Below are 26,434 nucleotides of genomic sequence, written 5' to 3' on the forward strand. Positions count from 1 at the left end.
GCCCACGGCGCGACGGCGAAGGGGCGAGCAATGGGCACGGAGACCGCGCGGGCGACAGCGCGACCCGTATACAGGAGACAGCGACCGGGGCGGGTCGCCGTGGACTGGCTCACCACGACTGACCACAAGAAGATCGGCCACCTCTACCTGATCACGTCGTTCGCCTTCTTTCTCATCGGCGGTCTGATGGCGTTGGTGATGCGCGCCGAACTCGCCCGGCCCGGTCTGCAGATCGTGGACAACAACCAGTTCAACCAGTTGTTCACCCTGCACGGCACGATCATGCTGCTGCTGTTCGCCACCCCGACCTTCGCCGGGTTCGCCAACGAGATCATGCCGCTGCAGATCGGCTCCCCGGACGTCGCCTTCCCCCGCCTGAACATGCTGTCGTACTGGTTCTTCCTCTTCGGCGGCCTGATCGTCCTCGGCTCGATCATGGTGCCCGACGGGCCCGCCTCCTTCGGCTGGTTCGCCTATGCCCCGCTCAACAGCCTGGAGCGCTCGCCGAACATCGGCGCCGACATGTGGATCATGGGCCTGGCGCTGACGGGCTTCGGCACGATCCTCGGCGCGGTGAACTTCATCACGACCATCGTCGGGATGCGGGCCCCCGGCATGACGATGTTCCGGCTGCCGATCTTCACCTGGAACATCCTCTTCACCTCGATCCTCGTCCTCTTCGCGTTCCCGGTGCTCGCGGCGGCGCTGCTGGTCCTGGAGGCGGACCGGCGCTTCGGGTCGGTGGTGTTCGAGGCGGCCAACGGCGGCGCGCTGCTGTGGCAGCACCTGTTCTGGTTCTTCGGACATCCCGAGGTCTACATCATCGCGTTGCCGTTCTTCGGGATCATCACGGAGATCCTGCCGGTCTTCAGCAGGAAGCCGGTCTTCGGCTATCTGACGCTGGTCGCCGCGACGATGGCCATCACCGGTCTGTCGATCGTGGTGTGGGCGCACCACATGTTCGCGACGGGCGCGGTGCTGCTGCCGTTCTTCTCCTTCATGTCGTTCCTGATCGCGGTGCCCACGGGGGTGAAGTTCTTCAACTGGAGCGGGACGATGATCAATGGTTCGCTCTCGTTCGAGACACCCATGCTGTGGGCCATCGGTTTCCTGGTGTCGTTCCTGTTCGGCGGTCTGACCGGAGTGATCCTGGCCTCGCCGCCGATGGACTTCGAGGTCACCGACTCGTACTTCGTGGTCGCGCACTTCCACTACGTCGTCTTCGGCACCGTCGTGTTCGCGACGTTCGGCGGTTTCTACTTCTGGTGGCCCAAGTTCACCGGCAAGATGCTCGACGAACGGCTCGGCAAGATCCATTTCTGGACGCTCTTCGTCGGCTTCCACACGACGTTCCTGGTGCAGCACTGGCTGGGTGCCGAGGGCATGCCGCGCCGGTACGCGGACTATCTGGCCGCCGACGGCTTCACGGCGCTCAACACCGTCTCGACGATCGGCGCGTTCCTGCTGGGCATGTCGACGCTGCCGTTCCTCTACAACGTCTGGAAGACGTCCCGGTACGGCACGAAGGTCGAGAGGGACGACCCCTGGGGCTTCGGCCGCTCCCTGGAGTGGGCGACCTCGTGTCCGCCGCCCCGGCACAACTTCGTCACGCTGCCCCGGATCCGCTCCGAGAGCCCGGCGTTCGACCTGCACCATCCCCAGTACGGGGCGATCCCCCAGGGGAGCGCTCCAGCGCCCGGGACAGCCGGTCCCGGGCCGTCCTGATCGCGTCGGTGAGTCCGGCCGGCTCCAGGACCTCGAACTCGAAGCCCGTCAGCATCACGTGAATCACCATCACGTCGAGGCCGGCGGCGCCGGTGCGCAGGACACAGCTGTCCTCCCCGGAGGCTTCCAGCGTCCCCGACGAGGGGGAGATCCGCTCGGCCGCCTCTTCCAGGGGCACGAAGAGCCGGACGACCGCCTGCGAGGCGTAGGCGCGTGTGGAGACCCCTTGGGAGACGTACGCCGCCAGATCCTCGGCCGGTGGCGTACGGGGGGTGAAGCGGGGTCCGTGCGGCGGCCTGGGGGTGATGCGGTCGGCCCGGAAGGTGCGCCAGTCGTCGCGGTCGACGTCCCAGGCGACCAGGTACCAGCGGTGTTCGGTGCACACCAGGCGGTGCGGTTCGACGGTCCGGCGGGTCGGGGAGCCACCGTGGTCGCGGTACTCGAAGCGCAGCCGCTCACCGTCGCGGCAGGCGTTGGCGAGTTCCGTGAGCACGCCCGGGTCCACGGCGGAGGGCTGGGGGCCGCGCAGCATCGGCACGGTGAAGGTGCTGAGGGCGCTCACGCGGCGGCGCAGTCGGCTCGGCAGCACCTGTTCGAGCTTGGTGAGGGCGCGTACGGAGGTCTCGCCGATGCCCTCGATGCCCTGCCCGGCGGCCGTGCGCAGCCCGACCGCGACGGCCACCGCCTCGTCGTCGTCCAGCAGCAGCGGCGGCAGCTCGGCTCCCGCGCCGAGCTGGTAGCCGCCTCCCGTGCCCGGGCTGGCGTTGACGGGATAGCCCAGCTCGCGCAGCCGGTCCACATCGCGGCGGATCGTGCGGGGCGTCACGCCCAGACGGTCCGCCAGGTCGGACCCGGACCATTCGCGGTGAGCCTGCAGCAGTGAGAGCAACCGCAGCAGCCGTGCCGATGTCTCCAACATGTCGTCGAGTCTGCCAGCCCTTGCGGACAACGACTGTCCGCAAGGCGCTCCTGGGCGCCGGGGCGGTCAGCCGGCCGCGGTGACCGTCACGGACAGATCGTTGTCCCGCGTGTAGGAGGGCCCGGCCTCCACCGGGCCGTACAGGGTCTTCACCGGCACCCTCGGGTGGATGAGGAAGGGGCGCTTGTCGGCGATGGCGTCGAGCAGCCGCGCGATCCGTACCCGGGGCCCGCCTTCCCCCGCCGGGCGCAGCCACAGGTCCCGGACGCCGGGTCGCAGGGCGCCGTAGGCCACCGTGAAGCCGAACTCCGCCTGCTCCACGGCCGCTTCCGCGCGGATCAGCGGACCGGCCGCGTCCCGGTGGCAGACCTCGGCATACGCGTCCGGCGCGAGGGGAACGCCGTACACCCGGCCTCGTACGCCCAGTCCCCGCTCCCCCCGGTACAACTCGACGGCCTCCGCGTGCGGGGCCCGCAGCCAGCTGCGCACGGAGAGATTGCCGTGCCGGGATGGGGGTCCCCCTGTTCGAGCGAAGCCGAGAACTTGGGGGAGTACGGGATGCGGACGGCGACATGGCCGAGGGAGCCGCTGGGGACCCGGTCGACGAGCGAGCGCAGGTCGTGGACACCCGGGGCCAGCCGTCGCGGCTCGCCTCCCGCGACCTGGGCGTAGGCGTCCCAGCGGCCCTCGGGCAGGGCCGCTGGGCAGCGCGGCGCGCAGCCTGCCGTCCCCGGTGGAGGTCAGCGGCAGGCTGACCTCCTCGTGGCCCTCGCGGCGGCGCAGCACCAGGAGCGCGGCGCCCGGCTCGCCGGTCTCGGTGACGTCGAAGGTCAGTCCGCCCGCGGAGTCGGCGATGCAGTCGGCGCACGGGGGCACGGCGGCGTCCGTGGGCACGGCGGCGTCCGGGTCGGCGCGGTGCCGAGCGGTCCGCGGGACCGGTGTCATCATGCGAGCGCCCTTTCGTGCGGGGCGGCACCAACGGGTCCTCCGTCGGATCCGCCTCCTGTCGGAATAGACCCCAGGCACGGGTGATGGGTTGCTTCTCATGTGCACATCAGGGCGCGCAGGACAGTCGAGGCACGTCAGGGCTCGTACGACAGTTGCGGTACCTCGAAGCAGTCGCTGTTCATGTCGCCCTGGGAGACCCACCCCCTGCCGTCCTCCCAGCGGGCCACCGAGACGCAGGTCCGGCGGCTCTTCGGAGGCATGGGGAGGCGCTCGGAGGTGACGGGGATCAGCAGGCCGTCGGCGGTGTACGGGGCGCCGCGGTTCATGAAGCGGTCGACACACGCGCGCGTGACGCCCGTTTTCGCGCAGGACTTGGCGGCGTCCGTGAACCACATCGCGGCCGCCCATCCCTCCAGCTGCCACTGGGAGTGCGTGGGCAGGCTCTTGGTGGCGTCCCGGAACGCGCGGACGGCGGCGTCGGAGGTGTCCTCGTAGTTCCGGCTGGATCCGGTCGCCCACAGGGCGTTGCGGCAGCGCGGGGCGTCCTTGTAGTCCTCGGGGACGGTGGAGGTCCAGTTCTGCACGTTGGTGACCTTGGCGATGACCTTGGCGCCGACGTCGTCCATCGCCTTGCACAGCTGGGCGTTGCCGTGCGTGTCGAGGGCGTCGAAGACGAGGTCGGCGCCCTGGTCCTTCAGATCGGCCGCGGCGGCACGGAAGTTGGGCAGCGCGAAGTCGACCTGTTCGGTGACCACCTGGTAGCCCTCGGCCTTCAGACCCCGGGTGACGAGCCGGGCGTACGCGGCCGACGCGGACTGGTTGTAGGAGATCACGGCGGCCGTACGGGCGCCCTGGACGCGCTTGAAGTAGCGGTAGACCTCCGTGCCGCCGTACAGCTTCCCGCCCCAGCCCGGTGTTCCCTCGCGGGGCGCGAGGCTGCCGTAGATCCCGTAGAGGTGCGGATAGGTGTCGTAGGCCGCGCCGATGGGCTGTCCGCCGATGTCGGGCACCCCGGCGGCGGACACGCGGGGGGCGCCCGCGTAGTCGAGGGCGGTGGTGGCGACGAGGGCGACGACCTTGTCCTCGTCGACGAGCCGGTGCACGCACTCGTTGTCACCCACGCCGCTGCCGCCGTCGTCGCAGGTGCGCACCTCGACCGGGCGGCCGCCGATGCCCCCTCGCGCGTTGAGGCGGTCGAAGTAGGCCTTGGCCCCGTCGCGGGGGCCGGTGAAGGCGGAGCCTCCGACGGGGCTGGTGGCGCTGGTGACGATGCCGACACGGAGCGGAGCGGTGCTCTGCGGGGCGGGCGCGGTCCGGTGCTCGAAGTCGCTCTCGGGCAGGCGGCTGCCGCAGGCCGCCGTGCCCAGGACGAGTGCCGTGCCCAGCAGGAGCGGCAGGCCCGCGGCGAGGACTCCTCCGGGAACTCCCTTGGGGCGCACGGCGGGTCAGCAGCCGGACGGGGTCGCGGATCCGTCGCCGCTCAGCGCGACCAGGGCGCAGAGGGTGTTGTCGGAGACCTTCCAGGTGCCGTTCTCGTAGACGGCCGTCCCGGAGGCGTCCGGCAGGGCGGTCGCGCCCTTCAGGGTCAGCGCGTACGTCACCTCGGCGACGGCCGGCGCGGTGAACACGACCTTCTGGACCTGGGCGGCGACCTGCTGACCACGCTTGTCGCCGCTGAAGCCCTGGACGACCGTGGTCATCCTGTCGCCGTTCTCCAGGTAGTTCAGTTTGTCCTTGACGGGGACGGACGGGGAGAAGAACTTCTCCCAGTTCCGCCTGACCTGGTTCTCGGCCGCCGCCGGGTCGTCCGGCCCGGTCGGACTGGGCGACGCGCTGCTGGGCCGCTCCACGGTGGGGGTGGGCACAGGCGTCGAACTCCCGCCGCCGCTGCTGTCGCCGCACGCCGTGAGGGCCCCGGCGAGGACGAGCGCGACCAGCGCCGCCACCCCCCGGCCGTTGTCCCGCCTGAGGTCGCTCCCGAGAACCATGCTGGCTCACCACCGGGTGTCGGTCCGGGCCGACCGCGCCCGGAGGTTTCAGGGTCAGCTTCCAGAAGGCATAGTGCAAGTCCATTGGCGGACTTGGAAGACAGACAGCCACACGACGTCTGGGAGCCAGGATGCGGACATCTCGACTGCGGACCGTGCACCCCGTCCTGTGGGCGGGGTGCGCCGCGCTGGCCGCCGGGGCGGTGCTGTGCGTCATCGGCTGGTACGGCGTCTCGGGCGAGCGGTACGCGGAACGGCAGTTGCCCTTCCTGGCGTCCTGCACGGTTCCCGGGGCCGCGCTGATCGTCGCGGGCGCGGTGCTGCTCACGCACGGCAGGAGCGCCCTGGCGGCGGCGCGCGTCGAGGAGTTGTACGGGCTGCTGGTGGCGGCCGAGCCCGCCGACGCGGAGCGGTCCGGACAGGCCGCCGTCGCGCCGCTCGCGGTCAGCGGGGAGCTGCTGATGGTCCCCGGGGGCACACTGTGGCACCGCGCGGACTGCCCGCTGGTCGCGGGGAAGCCGGCCGCCGTGCCGGTGGACTCGCGGGTACTGGCGAGCGGGGAGTTGGGCCCGTGCCCGATCTGTGAGCCGCCCGCGGCCGAGCGGTCGCCCGCGCCGGAGCGGTGATGAGCGGTTCCCTGACGTACGACCTCACGCTGGCCGGGCTCTCGGTCGGCGGCGCGGCGGCGCTCACCGGGATCGGGCTGGTCGTCACCCATCGGGCGACCGGGGTGCTGAACTTCGCGCACGGCGCGATCGCGATGGTGTGCGCGTATCTGCTGCGGCAGTTCACGGTGGTGTGGGGCTGGCCGCTCGTGCTCGGTGCCGCGGTGACGCTGTTGTTGGTGGCCCCCGCGATCGGTGTGGCCCTGGAACGGTTCGTCTTCCGCCCCCTGTCCGTCCTCGGCGGCGACCCGGCGCAGACGCTGGTCGCGTCTCTCGGCGTCTTCGTGCTGCTGGTCGGCGGGGCCGCGCTGGTGTGGGGCACCGGGGCGCGCGCGGACGCGCCGACGCTGGTGTCGGCGGACCCGTGGGGGCAGTTGGCGGTCGCCGTCGCACTGGCGGCCGGGGTGGGGGGCGTGACGCGCTGGACGCGCTTCGGCACGGAGCTGCGGGCCGTGGTCGACGACCGCTCGCTCGCCGTGCTCGGCGGCATCGACGCGGACCGGGTGGCCGCCGCGGGCTGGGCGTTCGGCTCCTTCACGGCGGGCCTGACGGGCGTGCTCCTGGCGCCGTACGTACGACTCGATCCGTACGGCATGCCGTTGCTCGTCATGGAGGTGATGGCGGTGGCCGTCGCCGCCCGGATGCGCAGTCTGCCGGTGGCCGTCGTGGTGGCGCTGGGTCTCGGGGTCGCGCAGAGCCAGCTGACGCGGCTGCATCCGGCGGGCTGGGCGGAGCCGCTGCTCCAGGCGGTGGGCGCGAACCTGTTCGTGGTGGCCCTGTTGGTCGCGGCGCTCGTCCTGCCGGGGATCGGCGGCCGGGACGCCCTGCCGCGTACGGCGACGGCCCGGGTGGCGACGCCGCCGGGCGCGTGGATCGTCGCGGTCGTGCTGTTCCTGCTGCCGCTCGGCCTCGCGGGCTCGGACCTGCACACGTCGGTGCAGGTGCCCGCGCTGGGTGTGGTGCTCCTGTCCCTGGTCGTGGTGACCGGCCGCGGCGGTCAGATCTCCCTCGGGCAGGCGGCGTACGCGGGTCTGGGCGCCCTCTTCACCGCGCTGCTGGCCGTCGGCCGCTTCCCCGGACTGCCCCGTCTGCCCGAACTGGCCGCGCTGGCGGTGGCGGTGGTGCTGGTCGCCCCGCTCGGGGTCCTGACCGGCTGGCCGGCGATCGGCCGCCACGGCCTGGCGCTGGCCCTGGCGACGTTCGCCGTGGGGGTGGGCGTCAGCCGTTTCGTCTTCGCCCAGCCCTACGCGACCTCGGGGCTGTCCCTTGACCGCCCGGCGGGCTTCGACGGCGACCGCGCGTACTACGTGCTCGAACTGGGGCTGCTGGCGGCCGCGCTGCTGGCGACGGCGGCGCTGCGCCGGGGCCGTACGGGCCGCGCCCTGGCCGCGATGCGCGACCACGCGTCGGGCGCCTCCGCGGCGGGCGTGCGGGTCCCCGCGCTGAAGCTGACGGCCTTCGTGGCGGGCGCCGCCCTGGCCGCGCTGGGTGGGGGGATGCTCGGCATGGGTGTGCGCGCCTTCGACGCGACGGCGTACGACCCGGTGCGCGGGCTGCTCTGGTTCGCGGCGGTCGTGGTGCTCGGCGCCGACAGCGCCCTCGGCGCGCTGGCCGCGGCGGCGTTGCTGGTGGGGCTCGACGCGGGGGCGCGCGGCGGGGTCGCCGCGGCGCTGATCGGGGTCCTCGCCGTGTTCGTCGGCCGGTTCCCCGGTGGCCCGTACGAGGCCCTGCGCACGGCGGCGTCCAGGCTCCGGCCGCGCCGCGGGGCGACGCCGACCCCGCTGGGGGCGCGGGTACGGCGGCGCCTGCGGGCGGTGGAGACGGGGCCCGCCGGACGGCCGGACGGCACCGGACCGGAACCCGCCGCCGCGCCACCGGGCACCGGTGACCGTCCTGCTCCCGACGGACCCACGAGGGCGGCCCGGGGCCAGCGAGCCGCAACACCCGGGCGGGACACGACAGCACGCAGGCCGAGCTCCCCGCACACTCCGGCCGTGCCGATGCCCGGATCTCTGTTCGCCCGACGGATACGGGTCGCCTACGACGGGTTCACCGCGCTCGACGGGGTCGATCTCGAGGTCCGGCCCGGGTGGGTCACCGCTGTCGTGGGGCCCAACGGGGCAGGCAAGAGCACCCTGTTCCACTGCCTCGCCGGAACGCTCCGGCCCTCGCACGGCAGGGTGCTGTTCGGCGAACGGGACATCACCCGGCTCGCCGCGCACGCCCGGACCCGGCTCGGCATCGCGCGGACCTTCCAGCAGCTGGCCGTCTTCCCCTCGTTGACGGTGGCCGAGAACGTCCAGGTGGGGGCGGAGCAGGGCCGGATCGCCGATCCCGCCGCGGCGGAACGGGCGTTGCGGCTGTTCGGGCTCGACGGGCCGGTCCGCGCGCTGCCCGCCGGGGGACTGCCGACCGGGACGCTCAGACGCGTCGAGCTGGCGCGGGCCCTCGCGGGAAGTCCGCACGTGCTGCTGCTCGACGAGCCCGCCGCGGGCCTGGACACCGCCGAAGTGACCGCGCTGGCCCGGGTACTGCGCGCACTCGCCGCGGACGGCACGGCCCTGCTGGTCGTCGAGCACGACCTCGATCTGGTCGCCGGCCTCGCGGACGTCGTCCATGTCATGACCGCCGGACGCGTCGTCACCTCCGGCCCCGCCGGCCACGTACTGGAGCGGGGGCGCGGATGAACATCTCCCTGCGCCACGCGCGTGTGCGTTACGGCCCCCTGGAGGCCCTGCACGGCGTGACCCTGGTCGCGCCCGGCCCCGGCCTCACCGTGCTGCTCGGCCGCAACGGCTCGGGCCGTACGACCGCCCTGCGCGCCCTCGCGGGAACCGTGCCGCTGTCCGACGGCACGGTCGTCTGGGACGGGGTGGACGTGACCCGGCTGCCCGCCTTCGAACGGGCCCGGCGCGGGTTGTGCCTGGTCCCGGAGCGCCGGGCGGTCTTCGGCTCGCTCACGGTCCGCGAGCACCTGGAGCTGACCGCGCCCGACTTCGCTCCCTTCCTCGACGCGTACCCGCAGTTGGAGCCCCTCCTTCCGCGACGCGCCGGCACCCTCTCCGGGGGCGAGCAGCGCATGCTCGCCGTCTCCCGCGCCCTGCTGGCACCCGCGCGTGTGGTGCTCGTCGACGAGCCCGCGCAGGGCATGTCACCGGCGGTCGCGGCCCGCACGTACGAGCTCCTCGGCGGACTCGACGCGTGCGTGGTGGTCGCCGAGCAGCGGTTGCCGCCCGGTCTGCGCGAACGGACGGGCCGTACGACCTACGTCCATGAACTGAGCCGGGGCTCGGTCGCGTTCAGCGGAGAGGCGGCCGAAGTGCGCCGTCGGCAGGCCTAGAACGTCCGGCCGGGGTTCACCACACGTGTGCGGTCCCGGAGTTTGTACCTCTTGGCACAGACGGGCCAGGCGTCCCACCCCTGGGCGTCCACCACCAGTTTGCCGATCTTGATCTGCTCCTCCCACCGGGCCAGATCCGCGCGCGGGGCGTACGCCAGGCCCCCGAACGCCACCCAGGTGTGCTGCCCGAACTGCAGCCCTCCGTAGTAGTGGTTTCCGGTGTTCGCATGCCGGCGCCCGCCGCTCTCGCACTCGGCGAGGCAGCCCCAGGGCCAGTGGTCCCGCGCACAGTTGTGCGACACCCGCCCCGCCCACGGGCCGGACAACGGGGACGGGAACGGGGACGCGACGGCCGCCCTCGCGGGAACGAGGGCGGCCAGGGTGGCGGCGACCACGGTCGCGGCCGCGTACCGCATGCGCTTGCTCAACAGGGGCGCCGGTGTCGGCTCGAGGTGCGTCGGGTCACGCTGGACAGCGCACCGGGCACGTCCGCCCCGCCGCGCCCGCCGCCCCACCCGGTCGGAGGACCGGGTGGGGCGGCGGGGTGGAGCCGGGGCTCAGAGGTCGAGCCGCTGGCCGGGCATGATCAGGTCGGGGTCACCACCGATGACCGCCCGGTTGGCGGCGTAGATCTCCCGCCAGGTCGTTCCGTGCCGCTCCGCGATGCCGCTCAGGGTGTCGCCGCCGCGGACGGTGTAGTCACCGCGGGACGCCGCGCGGTTCGTGTGACCGGATGCGCGCGCCGGGGCCTCGGACGCCTGTGCGGGGGCCGACCTGGTCGTCGACTTGGTGGGAGCCGGCTCGGAGACCGACTTCGACGTCGACTTGGGTGCGGCCTTGGGTGCCGACTTCGTGGTGGCCGACCCTCCGGACGACCCGGCGCCCGAGGACGCGGGTGCGTTGCCGTACGCTCCGGCCCGCGCCGAACAGGTGGGCCAGGCGCCCCATCCCTGTGCGTTCTGGACCTTGGTGGCAACAGCTATCTGGGCGGCCTTGGAGGCCTTGTCGGCGGTCGAGGCGTAGGCCGAACCGCCGTACGCCCGCCAGGTGCCGGCGGAGAACTGCAGTCCTCCGTAGTAGCCGTTGCCGGTGTTGATGTGCCAGTTTCCGCCGCTCTCGCACTTGGCGATGCGGTCCCACACTCCGCTGTCGGCCGCGGCGGCGTTGCCGGTCGCGGCGAGCAGTCCGAGCGGGGCGAGCAGAGCCGCCCCGGTGAGGACCGCCGTCGTACGCGTCGTACGAACCTTACGAGTGTTATCGGCACATGCGGACATGTAGTTCCCTCTCGAAACACCCGGGATCCCCCAAGGCGGGGCGCGACTTCCTGCGCGTAGGACGCGGTCGTCGTGCTCCGCCCCGTCCGCCGGAGGTGGTGCTGCGAACCAGTCGTACGGTTCGGCCGGCGGACGTACCCGAGCGGTGCTCTGTGCACACGGCCGAGAAATCTATGGACACGGTCGCCCCGATATCAACCAACTCCATGTCATTCGAGGCCAGTTCATAGTTACCGCGGGTATCGGCGATTTTCGGCCACCCACTTCATAGGCTGATTTCAGGATTTGTCGACCAGCCGCTCAAGTGACCTGTGACCCACTTCACGGAACCAACTTCCTTGAACACGCACGAAGTTGGCTCGGAGTAACAGATTCCGCACAAGGGATCACCCTGCGCGTCGGATGGTTCGATTCCGTTCGCTCCCGGGCGTGACTCCGGCCACAGATCGCCCGTTGTCATCTTCATGAGCCGGGACCCCCGGATTCATGGGCCGGGAGCCACCCGGCATCGCCACGCACCGCATCCCGAGGAGCCACCCGTGCCGCGCATGCTCGACGTCAGCGACGACGTACGCGCCGAGATCGGCGACGAAGAAGCCGACCGGCTGCTCGCCGGAGAGAACGCCCCGGGCAGTTACGACTGCACGTCCTGCCGCACCCCGGGCGACTCGGAACAGGAGCGCACCAGCACCGTCCTGTTCATCGGCGACGAGACCGCCGTCCTCGCCTTCGCCCACGCCACCTGCCTGCCCTCACAGGTCGTCCAGGTCACCGAGGAGCAACTCCAGGGCGCCGTCCGCTCGATCCACCCCGACGGTGTGCCCGCCCAGGCCGCGCCCGAGCAGGCCGTGCTCGGCGTCACCAGCGGACTCGTCCTGATCAGCGGCGAGTTGCACCCCGCGCTCGTCGTCGAGCCCACGGGGCCCATCGTGCGGCCCGGCTCGACGGACATCGGTGACGACTTCCTGCCGCTCCTCATCGAACAGGGGTTCATGCCGGTGACCGAGCTGAGCTCGGTGCCGCCGGTGCTGCACGGGTGGTCCGTACTGCTCGCCATGGGGCAGCTGCACGCCGTGCTCCAGCCGGGCACGGGGGGCGGGTCGCCCGTCGCCTGGTGGCAGGCGCACCAGGCGCTCCAGGTCGCGGAGAGCTGGCGGGCCGCCGCCAACAAGCACCAGCAGGTGTTGCTGTTCGCGGCGCCGGTCGGGTCGATCGGGCGGCAGCCGCGGGAGGATCTGCTGCGGGACGCGCTGGACAAGGCGGCGGCGAACGGGAAGTTGGTGGCTGCCGCGATGCCGCTCGCCGGAACGTGAGCGTTCCACTGGGTTGAGCCGGGGTGCGGGGGTGCGTTGTCGGCTGCGGGCCGCATGTGGCTGAGCACGCGGTTCCCCGCGCCCCTGACGGGGCGGCGGGGGGAAGCAAAGGTGTGACCGCATCTGTTGGGCCGTGGGGTCGTTGGCACATACGTGCACACCTACGACGCCCCCCGCCGCCAGCCCTTCCAGCCGATCCCGGCCGCGCGAGCGGCTCAGGACCCTCCGGGCCGCCCCTCGGCCACGCCGATCTATGACGCGCTCTACGCCGAGTGGGTCAGATCGTTCAGGGCCCTGCCCGGCGACCGCCACGGCGAGGACGAGCTCGGCTTCACGGCCTTCGGGATCCTGACACAGGGTTCCAGCGCGTACGGCGGATCCTCGTACCCCTCGTCGTACAGCTCCTACAGCGCCGGGGCGTACTCCGCGCGCAACGGCGGCTCCCAGCACGGTCACGGCGCTTCGACGACCGGCGTCTGGCAACCGGTGGCGCGCCAGCACGGTACGGGACTGCACCACATCCCGGCCGCACTGCCACCCGCGCCCCGCAGGGGGCTGTGAGCAGAAACGGTTGAACAGGTGAGGGGCGGCTCCCCCGGGAGCCGCCCCTCACCTGCCGCTACGTCACTTCTTCTTGGTGCCGCGCTTCTCACGCACCCGTACGGAGATGTGGATCGGCGTCCCCTCGAAGCCGAACTCCTCGCGCAGCCGGCGCTCGATGAAGCGCCGGTAGCCGTGCTCGATGAAGCCGGAGGCGAAGAGCACGAACCGCGGGGGCTTGGTGCCGGCCTGCGTTCCGAAGAGGATGCGGGGCTGCTTGCCGCCGCGGACCGGGTGCGGGTGGGCGGCGACGAGCTCGCCGAGGAAGGCGTTCAGACGGCCGGTCGGGACACGGGTCTCCCAGCCGTCCAGGGCCGCCTCGATCGCGGGGACGAGCTTCTCCATGTGCCGTCCGGTGCGCGCCGAGACGTTCACCCGGGGCGCCCACGCCACCTGGAGGAGCTCGGTCTCGATCTCCCGCTCCAGGTAGTAGCGGCGCTCCTCGTCGAGGGTGTCCCACTTGTTGAAGGCGAGGACGATCGCACGGCCCGCCTCGACGGCCATCGTCACGATGCGCTGGTCCTGTACGGAGATGGTCTCGGACGCGTCGATCAGGATGACCGCGACCTCGGCCTTCTCGACGGCGGCGGCCGTGCGCAGCGAGGCGTAGTAGTCCGCGCCCTGCTGGAGGTGGACGCGCTTGCGGATGCCCGCCGTGTCGACGAACTTCCAGGTGATGCCGCCGAGTTCGATGAGCTCGTCGACCGGGTCACGGGTAGTGCCCGCGACCTCGTTGACGACCACACGGTCCTCGTTCGCCACCTTGTTCAGCAGGGAGGACTTGCCGACGTTCGGGCGACCGATGAGGGCGATGCGGCGGGGGCCGCCCACCGCGGTGCCGAAGGTCTGCGCCGGGGCCTCGGGCAGGGCCTCGAGGACGGCGTCCAGCATGTCGCCGGTGCCGCGGCCGTGCAGCGCGGACACGGGGTGCGGCTCGCCGAGACCGAGGGCCCAGAGGTACGAGGCGTCGGACTCGCCGCTCATGCCGTCGACCTTGTTGGCGCACAGCACGACGGGCTTGCCCGCCTTGCGGAGAAGGCGTACGACCGCCTCGTCGGTGTCGGTCGCGCCGACCTTGGCGTCGACGACGAAGACGACCGCGTCGGCGGCCTCGATCGCGTACTCGGCCTGCGCGGCGACGGACGCGTCGATGCCGAGGACGTCCTGCTCCCAGCCGCCGGTGTCGACGAGCTTGAAACGGCGGCCCGCCCACTCGGCCTCGTAGGTGACGCGGTCGCGGGTGACGCCGGGCTTGTCCTCGACGACCGCTTCGCGACGGCCGATGATCCGGTTCACCAGGGTCGACTTGCCGACGTTCGGGCGGCCGACGACGGCGAGGACGGGCAGCGGGCCGTGGCCCGCCTCGTCGATCGCGCCCTCGACGTCCTCGATGTCGAAGCCCTCTTCCGCGGCGAGCTCCATGAACTCCGCGTACTCGGCATCGCCAAGCGCCCCGTGCTCGTGCTCGGCCGGGCCGGCCGAGCCGTCGGGCTGGATGTGGTCGTTCATGAAGTCCGTACCTCGTCGTTCATCGTGGTGATCGGTGGACCGCCCGCATATCGGGTGATCCACTACTCAAGTGTCGCCTAGTGCCCGGTGGGGCGCCCGGCGTTTTCCGGGCGTCCTGTCAGACGCCTGGCGTGGTCCAGGTGGGCGCTCAGCTGCTTCTGGATGCGGGCGGTCGCCTCGTCCAGCGCCTTGCGGGTACGCCGTCCGCTGCCGTCGCCCGCCTCGAAGGGGTCTCCGAAGACGACGTCGACCCGGCTGCGCAGCGGGGGCAGCGCCTTGGTCAGCCTGCTGCTCTTCTCGGAACTTCCCAGGACCGCCACCGGGACGATCGGCGCGCCGGAGCGGACCGCGAAGTACGCGAGACCGGCACGCAGCGAGGCGAAGTCGCCCTCGCCGCGGGTGCCCTCCGGGAAGATCCCGAGCACGCCACCGGACGACAGGACGCCGAGGGCGTCGGTGATGGCGGTGCGGTCGGTGGTCTCACGGTCCACCTTCAGCTGGCCGATGGCCAGCAGGAAGGGGTCGAGCGGGCCGATGAACGCTTCCTTCTTGATCAGGAAGTGGGTGGGGCGGGGCGCCACGCCCATGACCATCGGGCCGTCGATGTTGTGCGAGTGGTTCACGGCCAAGATCGCCGGGCCGGTCGCGGGGACCTTCCAGGCGCCGAGCACGCGCGGCTTCCACAGCCCGTACATCAGGCCGACGCCGATACGGCGGCCTACCTCGGCGCCTCTCTCGGAGGGTGCGGTCACTTGGCGGCCCGCTTCTCCTCGACGAGGGTGACGACGCACTCGATGACCTGCTGGAGCGTGAGGTCGGAGGTGTCCACCTCGACCGCGTCGTCCGCCTTGGCGAGGGGGGAGGTCTTACGGGTGGAGTCGGCGGCGTCCCGCTTGAGCAGGGCCTCGCGGGTGCTGTTGACGTCCGCGCCCTTCAGCTCGCCGCTGCGGCGGGAGGCACGCGCCTCCGGGGAAGCGGTGAGGAAGATCTTCAGATCGGCGTCCGGCAGCACGGTGGTGCCGATGTCGCGTCCCTCGACGACTATCCCCAGCTCGGCGGCGGCCGCGATCGAACGCTGCAGCTCGGTGATCCGGGCGCGCACCTCGGGCACCGCGCTGACCGCGCTGACCTTGGAGGTGACCTCCTGGGTGCGGATCGGGCCCGCGACGTCGGTCCCGTCGACCGTGATGGCCGGCGCGGACGGGTCGGTCCCGGAGATGATCTCCGGCTTCCCTGCCACGTCGGCGATCGCGGTCGGGTCCGTGATGTCGATGCCGTTGGCCACCATCCACCAGGTGATCGCCCGGTACTGCGCGCCCGTGTCCAGGTAGCTGAGGCCCAGCTTCGCGGCCACGGCCTTGGAGGTGCTCGACTTGCCCGTGCCGGAGGGGCCGTCGATGGCGACAATCACTGCCGGGGCGGGCCGGGCGGCGCCGTTTTCCACGGTGGGAACACCTTCCTGGTGCGGGGTGGAGGTCTGTGCGGGGCACGATCGCGCCCAGCACAAGGTTACTGTCTCCCCGGACCCCGCATTACTGGCCCTTCCCGGGCCCACCACACGGGCAGGGCCGACGTCGCCCCGGGGCGGTCCGCCCCGGGCCGGACGCCGACCCTACTGCCGCAGCGCCCAGCCCCGTTCCCGCAGTGCCGTGCTCAGTACCGGGGCCGCCTTCGGGTCCACCATCAGCTGGACGAGGCCGGCCTGCTGTCCGGTCGCGTGCTCGATGCGTACGTCCTCGATGTTGACCCCGGCGGCCCCCGCGTCGGCGAAGATGCGGGCCAGCTGGCCGGGCTGGTCGTCGATGAGGACGGCCACCGTCTCGTACGTCAGAGGCGCGGCACCGTGCTTGCCGGGGACGCGGACCTGGCCCGCGTTGCCGCGGCGCAGGACGTCCTCGATGCCGCCCGCGCCCTCGCGCCGCTTGGCCTCGTCGGAGGACTGGAGGGCCCGCAGGGCCTGGACGGTCTCGTCGAGGTCGGCGGAGACGTCCGCGAGGAGATCGGCGACCGGGCCCGGGTTCGCGGAGAGGATGTCGATCCACATCCGGGGATCGGAGGCCGCGATCCGGGTCACGTCACGGATACCCTGCCCGCACAGCCGTACCGCCGCCTCCTCCGCGTTCTCCAGACGCGCGGCGACCATGCTGGACACCAGGTGCGGCATGTGGGAGACGAGCGCGACCGCGCGGTCGTGGGCGTCGGCGTCCATGACGACCGGGACGGCACGGCAGTGCGACACCAGCTCGAGGGCGAGGTTCAGGACCTCGGTGTCCGTGTCCCGGGTGGGGGTGAGGACCCAGGGGCGGCCTTCGAAGAGGTCGCCCGTCGCGGCCAGCGGACCCGACTTCTCGCGGCCCGACATGGGGTGCGAACCGATGTACGCGGAGAGGTCGAGGCCGAGCGCCTCCAGCTCGCGGCGCGGTCCGCCCTTGACGCTGGCCACGTCGAGGTAGCCGCGCGCGACCCCGCGCCGCATGGCGTCCGCGAGTGTCGCCGCCACGTGCGCCGGCGGGGCCGCCACGATCGCGAGGTCCACGGGCCCGCCGGGCGCCCCGTCGGTACCGGCGCCGAGCGCGGCCGCCGTACGGGCCTGCTCCGGGTCGTGGTCGGTGAGGTGGACGATGACGCCCCGCTGGGAGAGCGCGAGGGCCGCCGACGTACCGATCAGCCCGGTTCCGATGACGAGCGCGGTTCTCACTGGGCGATGTCCTTGCGCAGCGCGCCCGCGGCACCCAGGTAGACGTGCGCGATGTCGGCGCGGGGCTTGTCGGACTCGATGTGCGCGAGGACCCGTACGACCCGGGGCATCGCGCCTTCGATGTCCAGCTCCTGCGCGCAGATCAGCGGTACGTCGACGATGCCGAGCTTGCGGGCGGCGGCGGCCGGGAAGTCGCTGTGCAGATCGGGCGTCGCGGTGAACCAGATGCTGATGAGGTCGTCGGTGGTGAGACCGTTGCGTTCCAGGACGGCGGTGAGCAGCTCGCTGACCTGCTCGTCCATGTGGCCGGCCTCGTCCCGTTCCAGTTGGACGGCGCCCCGGACCGCTCGTACCGCCACGGTGTCACTCCTCGCTGAGCCGAGCTACGTACCTGTCGTATCTCGTCGTATGTCGTCGTGTCTCGTCTTGTCGCACCAGCGTAGTCAGGCCGCAACGCGCGAGTGCGCGGCGCCCGCCTGACGAGACGGCCGCCGCGCACGGAAAGGAGACGGAAAGGAGCACGTCTCAGAGCGACTGCTGCTTGATGAGGTCCTCCAGGGAGGCGCCCGGCTGCGGCAGTTCTCCGCTCGGAGTCAGTTTGTCGACCGCCTGGGGCAGGTGCTGGGCGATCTGGTCCGCGGCCTCCTGCCGGCTGACGCCGGCCTGTGCAGCGACCTCCTGGAGGGTGCTGTCGGGCAGTGCCTGGGCGATCTGCTCACCGCTGACGGGCTTGTTCTCGCCCGTGCCGATCCACGACTGGGCCTGGTCCATCAGGCCCGACTTGGTGAGCATGTCGAGCAGGCCGCCCAGGGGATTGCCGCCGGCCGCCTGGCCACCGCCGCCGCCCAGGGCGCCGAGCAGCGCGCCGAGGATGTTGCCCGCGCCGGTACCGCCGGTACCGCCCTGGCCGCCCTGGCCGCCTCCGCCGAGGAGACCGCCGAGCAGGCCGCCGAGATCGTTACCCGCCATGGTCACGCCTTTCGAGGGTGCGGTTCGGGGAGTGTCCGGGGAGTGCCTTTCGGAAGTGCGACCGGGGCAGGCCACCGCCGGGCCCGGACCTTCGCCAATGTGACCCGAATCGCCCCGTTCCGCCACTTGTAGTGAGAACACACCCGTGCGCCTCTGGACGCCGGGGCACGGGTCCGCTCTCATGGCAGAAGACCCGCCTCGGGGGAGGCCCGCATGGCCCGTATGAAACGCCCAGGACCGCTGCTCACCCTTCTGGCGGGGCTCCTGCTCGCCGTGTTCATGCTGACGCTCAACGCGACGACGGGGACGACGAACGCGTCCTCCTCGTACCAGGAGCGCTCACCCAGCGCCACGCCGCAGGCGAGCCCGCCACCCACCACTGCGCCGCCGCCGTCGAGCTCCCCGCCCCCTTCGAAGAGCGCGCCGCCGAACGCCGACTACGCGGGCCGCACCGACGACGACTCCTCCGCGGTCGCGGTCTCCCTGCGGGACGGCAAGGCGATCGCGTACTTCTGCGACGGCCGGAGCAAGGAGTCGTGGCTGAAGGGCGACGTCAAGGACGACGGCACCATGAAGCTCACCGGCAAGAACGGCGCCGAACTGAACGGCACGCTCAAGAACGGCAGGAGCATCCGCGGCACCGTCGACCTCGGCGGGCAGCACTACGCGTTCACCGCCAACAAGGCGGTCAAGCCGTCCGGGCTCTACCGCGCGACCGCCGGCGTGCGCGGCGCCAAGCTCGACGGCGGCTGGATCGTGCTGCCCGGCGGCAAACAGGTCGGCATCCTCGACCGGGACGGCAAGCCCGCGCCGGCGCCGGCGATCGACCCTCGGACCGGCACGGTGACGGTCGACGGACAGACACTCACCGCCTCGCCCGTCACTCCATGACCCGTGACGCCAAGACCCGTTCGTGAACCCTTTCCTGGCCCTCTCCTGATCGGGAGCCGATATGACCGTGGATCCGAACGCCGCCACCCAGGGCTTCCCCTCTCCCCCGCCCGCCCACCGCCGCCCGGGCGCGGCCCGCTATCTCGTCCCCGCCCTGGTCGCCGCGGCGGTCGCGGTCTGCCTCGGCGCCTACGGCAAGGAGCACCACCCGGCGGGGACCGCCTTCAACCTGGCGGGGTTCAGCAGCACGGGCGCGGTGAAGTCGTGGCTGGCCACGACGGCCTTCGCCTTCGCGCTGGTCCAGCTGGTCTCGGCGTTCATGGTCTACGGGAAGCTGCCCGGGCCGAGCTGGGCGCCGACGCTGCACCGCTGGTCGGGACGTGTCGCGTTCCTGGTGGCGGTGCCGGTCGCGGTGCACTGCCTGTACGCGTTGGGCTATCAGACGTACGAACCGCGGGTGATGTGGCATTCGGTCCTGGGTTGCTTCTTCTTTGGTGCATTTAGTGCCAAAATGCTCTTGCTCCGCTCGGAGCGACTGCCCGGCTGGCTGCTGCCCCTGGTCGGAGGACTCGTCTTCGTCGTCCTCACGGCCATCTGGCTGACGTCGGCTCTCTGGTTCTTCCGTACGTTCGGAGTGACGACATGACGAACCCCCCGGCTCGGCGCACGGTTCTCGGAACGGGCGCGGCCTTCCTGCTCGCGGGGTGCAGCAAGTACGGCGACAGCAACAGTTCGTCGGCAGCCTCCCCCACCGCGACCCCCTCCCCGATCGCCTCCTCCAAGCCCTCGGCCGGCCGGGAACTCGCCGAGAAGAGCGACATCCCGGTCGGCGGCGGCAAGGTCTTCAAGGACCAGAAGGTCGTGGTCACCCAACCGAAGAAGGGCGAGTTCAAGGCCTTCTCGGCGATCTGCACCCATCAGGGCTGCACGGTGAACAAAGTCGCCGACGGCACCATCGACTGCCCCTGCCACGGCAGCAAGTACCGCATCACCGACGCCTCGGTGGTCCACGGCCCGGCCCCGCGTCCCCTGCCCGCGAAGAAGATCACGGTGAAGGGAAATTCGATCTTCCTGGCGTGAGCGGGCACGTACGCTCCAGGGCATGCATTCCGATGCCCCGGTGTCCCTGGTGCGCGACCACACGATCTACTCCTGCGTGATGGGTTCGCGCGCCTTCGGGCTGGCCACGGACGGCAGCGACACGGACCGCCGGGGTGTGTTCCTCGCGCCGACCCCTCTCTTCTGGCGCTTCGAGAAGCCTCCGACACACATCGAGGGGCCGGCCGAGGAACAGTTCAGCTGGGAACTGGAGCGCTTCTGCACCCTCGCGCTGCGCGCCAACCCGAACATCCTGGAGTGCCTGCACTCCCCTCTGGTCGAGTACGTCGACGACACGGGTCGCGAGCTCCTCGCCCTGCGCGAGGCGTTCCTCTCCCGCCGGGCGCACGACACGTTCGCCCGCTACGCCCTGGGCCAGCGCAAGAAGCTGGACGCCGACGTTCGCCAGCACGGCGCCCCGCGCTGGAAGCACGCCATGCACCTCCTGCGCCTCCTCATGAGCTCCCGTGACCTGCTGCGCACCGGGGCGCTGACGATCGACGTCGGCCCCCGGCGCGAGGAGCTGCTCGCGGTGAAGCGCGGTGAGGTCCCGTGGGCGGAGGTCGAGGCCTGGATGTCCCGGCTGGCGACCGAGGCGGCCGAGGCGGCCGCCCACAGCCCGCTGCCCGCCGAACCGGACCACGCCCGCGTCGAGGACTTCCTCCTGCGCACCCGCCGCGCCTCAGCCCTCCGCGCGGACCGCGAGGCTCCCCGGACCCTCCAGCCGGACCCGGACGACGAACGCGTGCAGGGCGTCGTACGCGGACGGAGTGTCCGGCAGGGCTGAGGCGTCCTGCGCCAGATCCAGCACGCCGTGCAGCCGCTCCACGTCGGCCGCCACACGCGCGTGGTCGACGTCCGCGTCCCCGTGCTCCCGCTCCGCCTTCGCCGCGATCAGGTCGGGCAGATACACGGGAGCCTCCCCGACCTCCGCGGCCAGCGTGCGCAGATCGGCCTGCACCTCGCCGCCGCGCATCAGATGGATACCGGTGAGCAGCACCCGGAACGTGTAGAGCAGCGGCTTGAGTTCACCGGTCTTCTCGAAAAGCCGCCACTGGGTCGCCGCGAAACCCCGGTAGTGGTGGGCGTGGTGGGAGGTGAGGACTCCGGGGGCGAGCGAGACCAGCTCACGGTGCGCCTCCCCGGTGTGCACGACCAGGGGCGAGAGCAGCTGCTCCAGCACATAGCCGTTGCGCCGCAGCATCAGCCGTACGAACTTGCGCAGGTCGTGGGTGACGAGGTCCATCTCGACGCCGTCCCGGTCCCACATCCGCGACCGGGTCTCCTCCGGCTCGCGCAGGCCGACCAGTTCCGCCGTCGGCAACAGGTGCACACCCCGCAGGTCGACATCCGAGTCGCGGGACGGGAAGCCGTACAGATGCGCCCCGGAGACGGTGGCGAACAGCACCGGGTCGGGCTGCTCGGCCACCACACCCGCGAGGTCGATGTCCAGGACGTCGTCGATCATCGTCCAAGCATCCCAGAGCCGTCTCTCAGGCGTCCCAGAGCGCCCCCAGCGACATGAGGTCGCTCTGGTACTCGATGCGGTCGGCCCACTCCGTCGGCCAGGCGTCGGAGCCGTGGTGGGCGCCGGCGAACGCGCCCGTGAGACAGGCGATGGAGTCGGAGTCGCCGGATGTGCAGGCCGCGCGGCGCAGCGCGGTGACGGGCTCGTCGACGAACTGCAGGAAGCAGAGCAGTCCGGTGGCGAGCGCCTCCTCGGCGATCCAGCCCGCGCCGGTGGCCAGGCACGGGTCGCTCTCGGGCGAGGCGGTGCGCACGGCGTCCTGAAGGCGGTCGAGGACCTCCAGGCACTCGTCCCACCCGCGTTCGATGAAGTGCTCCGGTGTGGGGTCCTGGCTGCGGGTCCACAGGTCGCCGAGCCAGCGGGAGAGGTAACGGCCGCGGTTCTCCTGGGCGTACGCGCGCAGGAGGCCGATCAGTTCGGTCGGCTCGGCGCCACCGGCGAGGAGCCACACGGCGTGGGCGGTGAGGTCCGAGGCGGCGAGCGCGGTGGGATGGCCGTGGGTGAGCGCGGCCTGCAACTGCGCGGCACCCGAACGCTGTTCCTCGCTCAGCCCCCGTACGAGCCCGACGGGCGCCACCCGCATGTTGGCCCCGCACCCCTTGGAGCCGATCTGGCTGGCCTCCTGCCAGGGCCGGCCCTCGGTCTTCAGGAGGTTGCAGGCCACGAGGCAGGTGCGGCCGGGCGCGCGGTTGTTGTCGGGCGACTGGTACCAGTCGACGAACTCCTCGCGCACCGGCCGTTCCATCCGCAGCGGTGTGAGCAGGCCGCGGTCCATCGCCGTACGCAGCCCCCGCCCCAGCGCCAGGGTCATCTGCGTGTCGTCCGTGACGATCGCGGGCCGCGGCAGCTTCATCTCCCGCCAGGGGCCGAACTTGGCCAGGATCGAGGGGACGTCGTTGAACTCGGTCGGGAAGCCCAGCGCGTCGCCGAGGGCGAGACCGAGCAGGGATCCGGTGGCGGCGTGCTTCGCGAGCGTCGGGGTGGTGGTCATGAGGGCCGTCCTTCCGAAGGGGGGCGCAGCAGGGGTGGCTGCAGGGCGGTGGCGCCGCCCGCGCGGTAGAGCGCGGCGGGTTTGCCGCGGCCTCCGGTGAGGCGTGCGGCCCCCTGGACCGGTTCGACGAACCCGGGTGTGGCGAGGACCTTGCGCCGGAAGTTGGGCCGGTCGAGGACGGCGCCCCACACCGTCTCGTAGATCAGCTGCAGCTCACCGAGGGTGAACTCGGGCGGGCAGAAGGACGTGGCGAGACAGGTGTACTCGAGCTTGGCGCCGACGCGTTCGTGGGCGTCGGCGAGGATGCGGACGTGGTCGAAGGCGAGCGGGCCGGCCGAGCCGTACGGCAGCCAGCGGGCCTGGGCCGCGTCACCGCCGCCGTGCGGCTCGGGAGGGTCGGGGAGCAGCGCGGCGAACGCGACGGAGACGACCCGCATTCTCGGGTCGCGGTCGGGTTCGCTGTAGGTCCGCAGCTGTTCCAGGTGGAGGCGGGAGAGGTCCGGGATGCCGGTCTCGACGGCGAGTACCCGCCGGGCGGCCGTCTCCGCGGATTCCTTCGGCAGCACGAAGCCGCCGGGCAGTGCCCAGCGGCCGGCGTACGGTTCCTGCCCCCGTTCGACGAGCAGCACCTCGAGTGCGCCCGCGCGGACGGTCAGGACGGCGAGGTCGACGGTGACGGCGAAGGGTTCGAAGGCGTACTTGTCGTAGCCCTCGGGAGCGAGGCCTCCCCTTGCGCGCAAGTCACCCGCCCCCGGTTCCGCACGAGTAATAGTCAGTACGACTATAAAAAGCCGAACCGCGCCCTACAAGACCTCGGGCGCGGTTCTCGGCACATCCGTGCTCTCGACACATCCATGCTGTCGGCACATCCGTGACAGAAGCCCTCAGCGGCCCCTGGAGAGCGTCAAAGCCCGTCAGGCTCCCCACGGGCGGTGAAGGCGGGCGGAGGGCGCACAGCGCCCTCCAGGGCCGTCGGGCGAGGCCTAGAGATCGACCTCCTGCATGAGCATCCCGACCTCGGTGTTCGACAGGCGGCGCAGCCAGCCCGACTTCTGGTCGCCCAGGGTGATCGGACCGAAGGCCACGCGCACGAGCTTGTCGACCGGGAATCCGGCCTCCGCGAGCATACGGCGCACGATGTGCTTGCGGCCCTCGTGCAGGGTCACCTCGACGAGGTAGTTCTTGCCGGTCTGCTCGACGACGCGGAAGTGGTCCGCCTTGGCGTACCCGTCCTCCAGCTGGATGCCGTCCTTGAGCTGCTTGCCCAGGTCGCGCGGGATGGGACCCACGATGTGCGCGAGGTAGACCTTCTTCACGCCGTACTTGGGGTGGGTCAGCCGGTGCGCCAGCTCGCCGTGGTTGGTGAGCAGGATGACGCCCTCGGTCTCGGTGTCGAGCCGCCCGACGTGGAAGAGCCGCGTCTCGCGGTTCGTCACGTAGTCACCGAGGCACTGCCGGCCCTCCGTGTCCTCCATGGTCGAGACCACACCGGCGGGCTTGTTCAGCGAGAAGAACTGGTATGACTGCGTGGCCACGGTCAGCCCGTCGACCTTGATCTCGTCGTGCTCCGGGTCGACGCGCAGGCCCTGCTCCAGGACGATCTCGCCGTTGACCTCGACCCTGGCCTGCTCGATCAGCTCCTCGCAGGAGCGGCGGGAGCCGTAGCCCGCACGCGCGAGCACCTTCTGCAGGCGCTCGCCCTCCTGCTCGGCGCCCGGGAAGGTCTTGGGCAGCTTGATGTCCTTCTTGCCCGCGTACCGGTCCCGGTTGCGCTCCTCGGTCCGCGTCTCGTACTCGCGGGAGCGCGAGGGCTCCGTACGTCCGCCGCGCGGCTGGCCCTGCTTGGGGCCGCCCTTGGCTCCGCCGCGCGCCGCGTTGCCACGGCCGGACTTCGGGCCGTCCGGCGAGGCCCCGGGGCCTACGTCGTAGCGGCGCTCCTCGGGGCGGGGCTTGCTGGGACGCTTCGGCCTGTCGTCGCGCCCTCCCGCGCTCCTCGCCTGGGAGCCGCTCCCACCGGTCCCACGTGCGCCGCTGCTCCCACCGGTCCCCCTCGGGCTGCCGCTCCCACCGGTCCCCCGCGGGTTGCTGCCCCCGCCGGTCGCCCGCGGGTTGCCGCGCCCGCTGTTCCTGCCACTGCCGCTGCCACTGCTTCGCATCAAAGTTCCGTCGTCGTCGTGTCGTCTGCATCTGCATCCGGTGCATCCGGATCGAACGACGGGACCCCTTCCAGCGTCTCGGCCTCGATCGCGTCCGCCTCGGGGAGGAAGGGCGCGAGCTCCGGGAGCTCGTCCAGACCGCGCAGGCCCATTCGCTCCAGGAAGTAGTTCGTCGTCACGTACAGGATCGCACCTGTTTCGGGTTCCGTGCCCGCCTCCTCGACCAGACCGCGCTGCAACAGGGTGCGCATCACACCGTCGCAGTTCACTCCGCGGACCGCCGAGACCCTGGATCGGCTGACCGGCTGGCGGTACGCGACGACCGCCAGGGTCTCGAGCGCCGCCTGGGTGAGCCGGGCCTGCTGCCCGTCGAGAACGAAGCGTTCGACGGCCGCCGCGTACTCGGGCCGGGTGTAGAAACGCCAGCCCCCCGCGATGAGCCGAAGCTCGAAACCGCGGCCCTGGACGGTGTACTCGTCGGCCAGCTCCCGCAGCGCGTCCTTGATCTGCCGTTTGGGCCGCTCCAGGATCTTCGCGAGGTGCTCCTCGGTCGCGGGCTCGTCCACGACCATGAGGACGGCCTCCAGGGCGGGCTTCAGATCGAGGTCGGCGACGGTACGCAGGCCCGCCGGGACGTCGGTGGTCTCCTGGTTCACGCCTTGTCCTCCTTGGCGCCGTCCTTGATCTTGTCGTCCTTGGTACCGCCGTCCCCGGCCCTGTCGTCCTTGGCCGCCTCCGGCGGACGGTCGAACTCGTCCGTCACCCTCGGCTGGCCGTCGCCGTCGCCGCCCGTCCAGCGCACCATGAGCTCCCCGAGCGCCTCCTCCTGGTCGAGGGCGACGGCCTTCTCCCGGTAGAGCTCCAGCAGGGCCAGGAACCGGGCCACGACGGTGAGGGTGTCCTCGGTGTCCTCGACGAGGGCGCGGAAACTGGCCTCCCCGAGCTCCCGCAGCCGCGCCACCACGATCCCGGCCTGCTCCTGCACGCTCACCAACGGGGCGTGGATGTGGTCGACGTACACCTGTGGCTTGGGCTTGGGCTGCATCGCCTTCACCGCGAGCCTGGCGAATCCTTCCGCCCCGATGCTGATGACCACCTCGGGCAGCAGCTCGGCGTGGTGGGCTTCGAGCCCGACGGTACGCGGGTAGCGGCGGCCCTCTTCCTCCAGCCGGGCGTTGAAGATGTCCGCGATCTGCTTGTAGGCGCGGTACTGGAGCAGCCGCGCGAACAGCAGGTCCCGGGCCTCCAGCAGCGCCAGATCCGCCTCGTCCTCGACCTCGGCGGCCGGGAGCAGCCGGGCGGCCTTCAGATCGAGCAGCGTCGCGGCGACCACCAGGAACTCGGTCGTCTGGTCGAGGTCCCAGTCGGGCCCCATCGCCCTGATGTGCGCCATGAACTCGTCGGTGACCTTGGACAGCGCCACTTCGGTGACATCGAGCTTGTGCTTCGAGATCAACTGAAGCAGCAGGTCGAACGGCCCCTCGAAGTTCGCGAGCCGCACCTTGAAGACCCCGTCACCGGCCTCGGCCTGTGCGGGAGGCCCGGCCGAAGGCTGGGGCGCCGTGTCCGCCGGAGGGTGCGCCGCCGGAGGCTCGGGCGCCGTCTCCGCGGCGGCCTCGACGGTCTCCTCGACAGGCTCCTCGACCGGCTCGGCTCGACCGTCGGCCGGCAGCCCCTCGGCCGGCTCGACGCGCTCCTCGGGCCGCCCGTCACGCTCCTCCGTCGGGACCGGCGTCGCGCCGGGGCCCCGCCCCAGGACACGGCGACGGCCGCCGGAGCCGGCGGGGACAGAGGTGTCGTTCGGGGTCATAGCCGTCGCAGG

27 protein-coding genes and 1 pseudogene are annotated in these 26,434 nt (G+C 71.8%); 10 read left to right on the forward strand and 18 right to left on the reverse strand.

All coding sequences use genetic code 11. The annotated features are described in order from the left end of the window. Positions 1-30 precede the first annotated feature (30 nt). Positions 31-1,725, forward strand: coding sequence for an aa3-type cytochrome oxidase subunit I (gene ctaD / locus ACZ69M_RS20580; protein WP_470051614.1), 1,695 nt, complete (start codon positions 31-33; stop codon positions 1,723-1,725). Here the strand turns inward: ctaD and ACZ69M_RS20585 are convergent. From ACZ69M_RS20585 to ACZ69M_RS20600, 4 genes and pseudogenes are all read right to left on the reverse strand, one after another. Next, entirely contained in the window at positions 1,607-2,644 is a 1,038-nt protein-coding gene (locus ACZ69M_RS20585; protein WP_470051616.1) for a helix-turn-helix transcriptional regulator, read from the reverse strand. The two genes, ctaD and ACZ69M_RS20585, sit on opposite strands and share 119 nt — an antisense overlap. 66 nt (positions 2,645-2,710) lie before the next feature. Then, positions 2,711-3,589, reverse strand: a pseudogene (locus ACZ69M_RS20590) (hypothetical protein). A 137-nt stretch (positions 3,590-3,726) separates the two neighbouring features. After that, positions 3,727-4,989, reverse strand: coding sequence for an ABC transporter substrate-binding protein (locus ACZ69M_RS20595; RefSeq protein ID WP_470051725.1), 1,263 nt, complete (start codon positions 4,987-4,989; stop codon positions 3,727-3,729). Between the two features lie 48 nt (positions 4,990-5,037). Next, entirely contained in the window at positions 5,038-5,580 is a 543-nt protein-coding gene (locus tag ACZ69M_RS20600) for an MTB12 C-terminal domain-containing protein (RefSeq protein WP_470051618.1), read from the reverse strand. Between the two features lie 131 nt (positions 5,581-5,711). Here ACZ69M_RS20600 and ACZ69M_RS20605 point away from each other — a divergent pair, with 131 nt between their 5' ends. From ACZ69M_RS20605 to ACZ69M_RS20615, 3 genes are read left to right on the forward strand one after another with little or no spacing between them, the layout of a single operon-like run. Next, positions 5,712-6,206: a hypothetical protein gene (locus tag ACZ69M_RS20605; protein ID WP_470051620.1), complete on the forward strand. Its 495-nt coding sequence runs from the start codon at positions 5,712-5,714 to the stop codon at positions 6,204-6,206. Next, positions 6,206-8,932 (forward strand): ABC transporter permease subunit, encoded by a 2,727-nt coding sequence (locus ACZ69M_RS20610; protein ID WP_470051622.1) that lies wholly within the window; start codon positions 6,206-6,208, stop codon positions 8,930-8,932. The genes ACZ69M_RS20605 and ACZ69M_RS20610 overlap by 1 nt, the downstream gene beginning before the upstream one ends. Then, positions 8,929-9,585, forward strand: coding sequence for an ATP-binding cassette domain-containing protein (locus tag ACZ69M_RS20615; protein WP_470051624.1), 657 nt, complete (start codon positions 8,929-8,931; stop codon positions 9,583-9,585). Before ACZ69M_RS20610 ends, ACZ69M_RS20615 begins: the two co-directional genes overlap by 4 nt. On the opposite strand, the gene ACZ69M_RS20620 is transcribed toward ACZ69M_RS20615, so the two are convergent. Then, positions 9,582-10,013 carry a transglycosylase family protein gene (locus ACZ69M_RS20620; protein WP_470051626.1) on the reverse strand — a complete coding sequence of 144 codons (432 nt, stop codon included), beginning with the start codon at positions 10,011-10,013 and terminating at the stop codon, positions 9,582-9,584. The genes ACZ69M_RS20615 and ACZ69M_RS20620 overlap by 4 nt on opposite strands. Positions 10,014-10,142: 129 nt before the next feature. After that, on the reverse strand, positions 10,143-10,859 hold the full coding sequence (locus ACZ69M_RS20625) for a transglycosylase family protein (protein ID WP_470051628.1): 717 nt from the start codon (positions 10,857-10,859) through the stop codon (positions 10,143-10,145). Positions 10,860-11,398: 539 nt separating this feature from the next. Between ACZ69M_RS20625 and ACZ69M_RS20630 the strand changes: the two genes are divergently transcribed. Together ACZ69M_RS20630 and ACZ69M_RS20635 are read left to right on the forward strand one after the other, a co-directional pair. Next, positions 11,399-12,172 (forward strand): hypothetical protein, encoded by a 774-nt coding sequence (locus ACZ69M_RS20630; RefSeq protein WP_470051630.1) that lies wholly within the window; start codon positions 11,399-11,401, stop codon positions 12,170-12,172. Between the two features lie 153 nt (positions 12,173-12,325). Next, a complete protein-coding gene (locus ACZ69M_RS20635) occupies positions 12,326-12,733 on the forward strand; it encodes a hypothetical protein (protein ID WP_470051632.1) in 408 nt (135 codons plus the stop codon). A gap of 63 nt (positions 12,734-12,796) precedes the next feature. Here the strand turns inward: ACZ69M_RS20635 and der are convergent, their stop codons facing one another. The 6 genes from der to ACZ69M_RS20665 all read right to left on the reverse strand — a co-directional run bounded on the left by der (position 12,797) and on the right by ACZ69M_RS20665 (position 18,131). Next, positions 12,797-14,281 carry a ribosome biogenesis GTPase Der gene (gene der / locus ACZ69M_RS20640; RefSeq protein ID WP_470051634.1) on the reverse strand — a complete coding sequence of 495 codons (1,485 nt, stop codon included), beginning with the start codon at positions 14,279-14,281 and terminating at the stop codon, positions 12,797-12,799. 77 nt (positions 14,282-14,358) lie between these two features. After that, a complete protein-coding gene (locus ACZ69M_RS20645) occupies positions 14,359-15,072 on the reverse strand; it encodes a lysophospholipid acyltransferase family protein (RefSeq protein WP_352051367.1) in 714 nt (237 codons plus the stop codon). Continuing rightward, positions 15,030-15,725, reverse strand: a complete 696-nt coding sequence (cmk, locus tag ACZ69M_RS20650) for a (d)CMP kinase (RefSeq protein ID WP_470051636.1) — start codon at positions 15,723-15,725, stop codon at positions 15,030-15,032. The genes ACZ69M_RS20645 and cmk overlap by 43 nt, the downstream gene beginning before the upstream one ends. Before the next feature lie 168 nt (positions 15,726-15,893). Then, positions 15,894-16,979 carry a prephenate dehydrogenase gene (locus tag ACZ69M_RS20655; protein ID WP_470051638.1) on the reverse strand — a complete coding sequence of 362 codons (1,086 nt, stop codon included), beginning with the start codon at positions 16,977-16,979 and terminating at the stop codon, positions 15,894-15,896. Continuing rightward, positions 16,976-17,338 carry a chorismate mutase gene (aroH, locus tag ACZ69M_RS20660; RefSeq protein WP_054234458.1) on the reverse strand — a complete coding sequence of 121 codons (363 nt, stop codon included), beginning with the start codon at positions 17,336-17,338 and terminating at the stop codon, positions 16,976-16,978. The genes ACZ69M_RS20655 and aroH overlap by 4 nt, the downstream gene beginning before the upstream one ends. Positions 17,339-17,504: 166 nt before the next feature. After that, entirely contained in the window at positions 17,505-18,131 is a 627-nt protein-coding gene (locus tag ACZ69M_RS20665; protein WP_470051640.1) for a YidB family protein, read from the reverse strand. A gap of 39 nt (positions 18,132-18,170) precedes the next feature. On the opposite strand from ACZ69M_RS20665, the gene ACZ69M_RS20670 reads away from it, so the two are divergent. The 4 genes from ACZ69M_RS20670 to ACZ69M_RS20685 all read left to right on the forward strand — a co-directional run bounded on the left by ACZ69M_RS20670 (position 18,171) and on the right by ACZ69M_RS20685 (position 20,724). After that, positions 18,171-18,839 (forward strand): hypothetical protein, encoded by a 669-nt coding sequence (locus tag ACZ69M_RS20670; protein WP_470051727.1) that lies wholly within the window; start codon positions 18,171-18,173, stop codon positions 18,837-18,839. 61 nt (positions 18,840-18,900) lie between these two features. Next, the gene (locus tag ACZ69M_RS20675) at positions 18,901-19,485 is read left to right on the forward strand and encodes a DUF6529 family protein (protein ID WP_470051642.1); all 585 of its coding nucleotides are present in this window, start codon (positions 18,901-18,903) and stop codon (positions 19,483-19,485) included. After that, positions 19,482-19,919 (forward strand): Rieske (2Fe-2S) protein, encoded by a 438-nt coding sequence (locus ACZ69M_RS20680; protein ID WP_470051644.1) that lies wholly within the window; start codon positions 19,482-19,484, stop codon positions 19,917-19,919. The genes ACZ69M_RS20675 and ACZ69M_RS20680 overlap by 4 nt, the downstream gene beginning before the upstream one ends. A 22-nt stretch (positions 19,920-19,941) precedes the next feature. Further along, positions 19,942-20,724 carry a nucleotidyltransferase domain-containing protein gene (locus ACZ69M_RS20685; protein WP_470051646.1) on the forward strand — a complete coding sequence of 261 codons (783 nt, stop codon included), beginning with the start codon at positions 19,942-19,944 and terminating at the stop codon, positions 20,722-20,724. Here the strand turns inward: ACZ69M_RS20685 and ACZ69M_RS20690 are convergent. The 6 genes from ACZ69M_RS20690 to ACZ69M_RS20715 all read right to left on the reverse strand — a co-directional run bounded on the left by ACZ69M_RS20690 (position 20,620) and on the right by ACZ69M_RS20715 (position 26,422). Continuing rightward, a complete protein-coding gene (locus tag ACZ69M_RS20690; RefSeq protein WP_470051648.1) occupies positions 20,620-21,405 on the reverse strand; it encodes a nucleotidyltransferase domain-containing protein in 786 nt (261 codons plus the stop codon). The genes ACZ69M_RS20685 and ACZ69M_RS20690 overlap by 105 nt on opposite strands. Before the next feature lie 25 nt (positions 21,406-21,430). Continuing rightward, complete coding sequence (locus ACZ69M_RS20695) at positions 21,431-22,456, reverse strand: ADP-ribosylglycohydrolase family protein (RefSeq protein ID WP_352051360.1); 1,026 nt, start codon at positions 22,454-22,456, stop codon at positions 21,431-21,433. Beyond that, entirely contained in the window at positions 22,453-23,196 is a 744-nt protein-coding gene (locus ACZ69M_RS20700) for an NUDIX hydrolase (RefSeq protein WP_470051650.1), read from the reverse strand. The genes ACZ69M_RS20695 and ACZ69M_RS20700 overlap by 4 nt, the downstream gene beginning before the upstream one ends. A 243-nt stretch (positions 23,197-23,439) precedes the next feature. Beyond that, entirely contained in the window at positions 23,440-24,612 is a 1,173-nt protein-coding gene (locus ACZ69M_RS20705; protein ID WP_470051652.1) for a pseudouridine synthase, read from the reverse strand. After that, positions 24,612-25,268: an SMC-Scp complex subunit ScpB gene (gene scpB / locus ACZ69M_RS20710; RefSeq protein WP_351699047.1), complete on the reverse strand. Its 657-nt coding sequence runs from the start codon at positions 25,266-25,268 to the stop codon at positions 24,612-24,614. Before scpB ends, ACZ69M_RS20705 begins: the two co-directional genes overlap by 1 nt. Next, positions 25,265-26,422 carry a segregation and condensation protein A gene (locus tag ACZ69M_RS20715; protein ID WP_470051654.1) on the reverse strand — a complete coding sequence of 386 codons (1,158 nt, stop codon included), beginning with the start codon at positions 26,420-26,422 and terminating at the stop codon, positions 25,265-25,267. Before ACZ69M_RS20715 ends, scpB begins: the two co-directional genes overlap by 4 nt. Between the last annotated feature and the right edge of the window lie 12 nt (positions 26,423-26,434).

It is taken from the genome of Streptomyces sp. NPDC107454 (assembly GCF_055582885.1).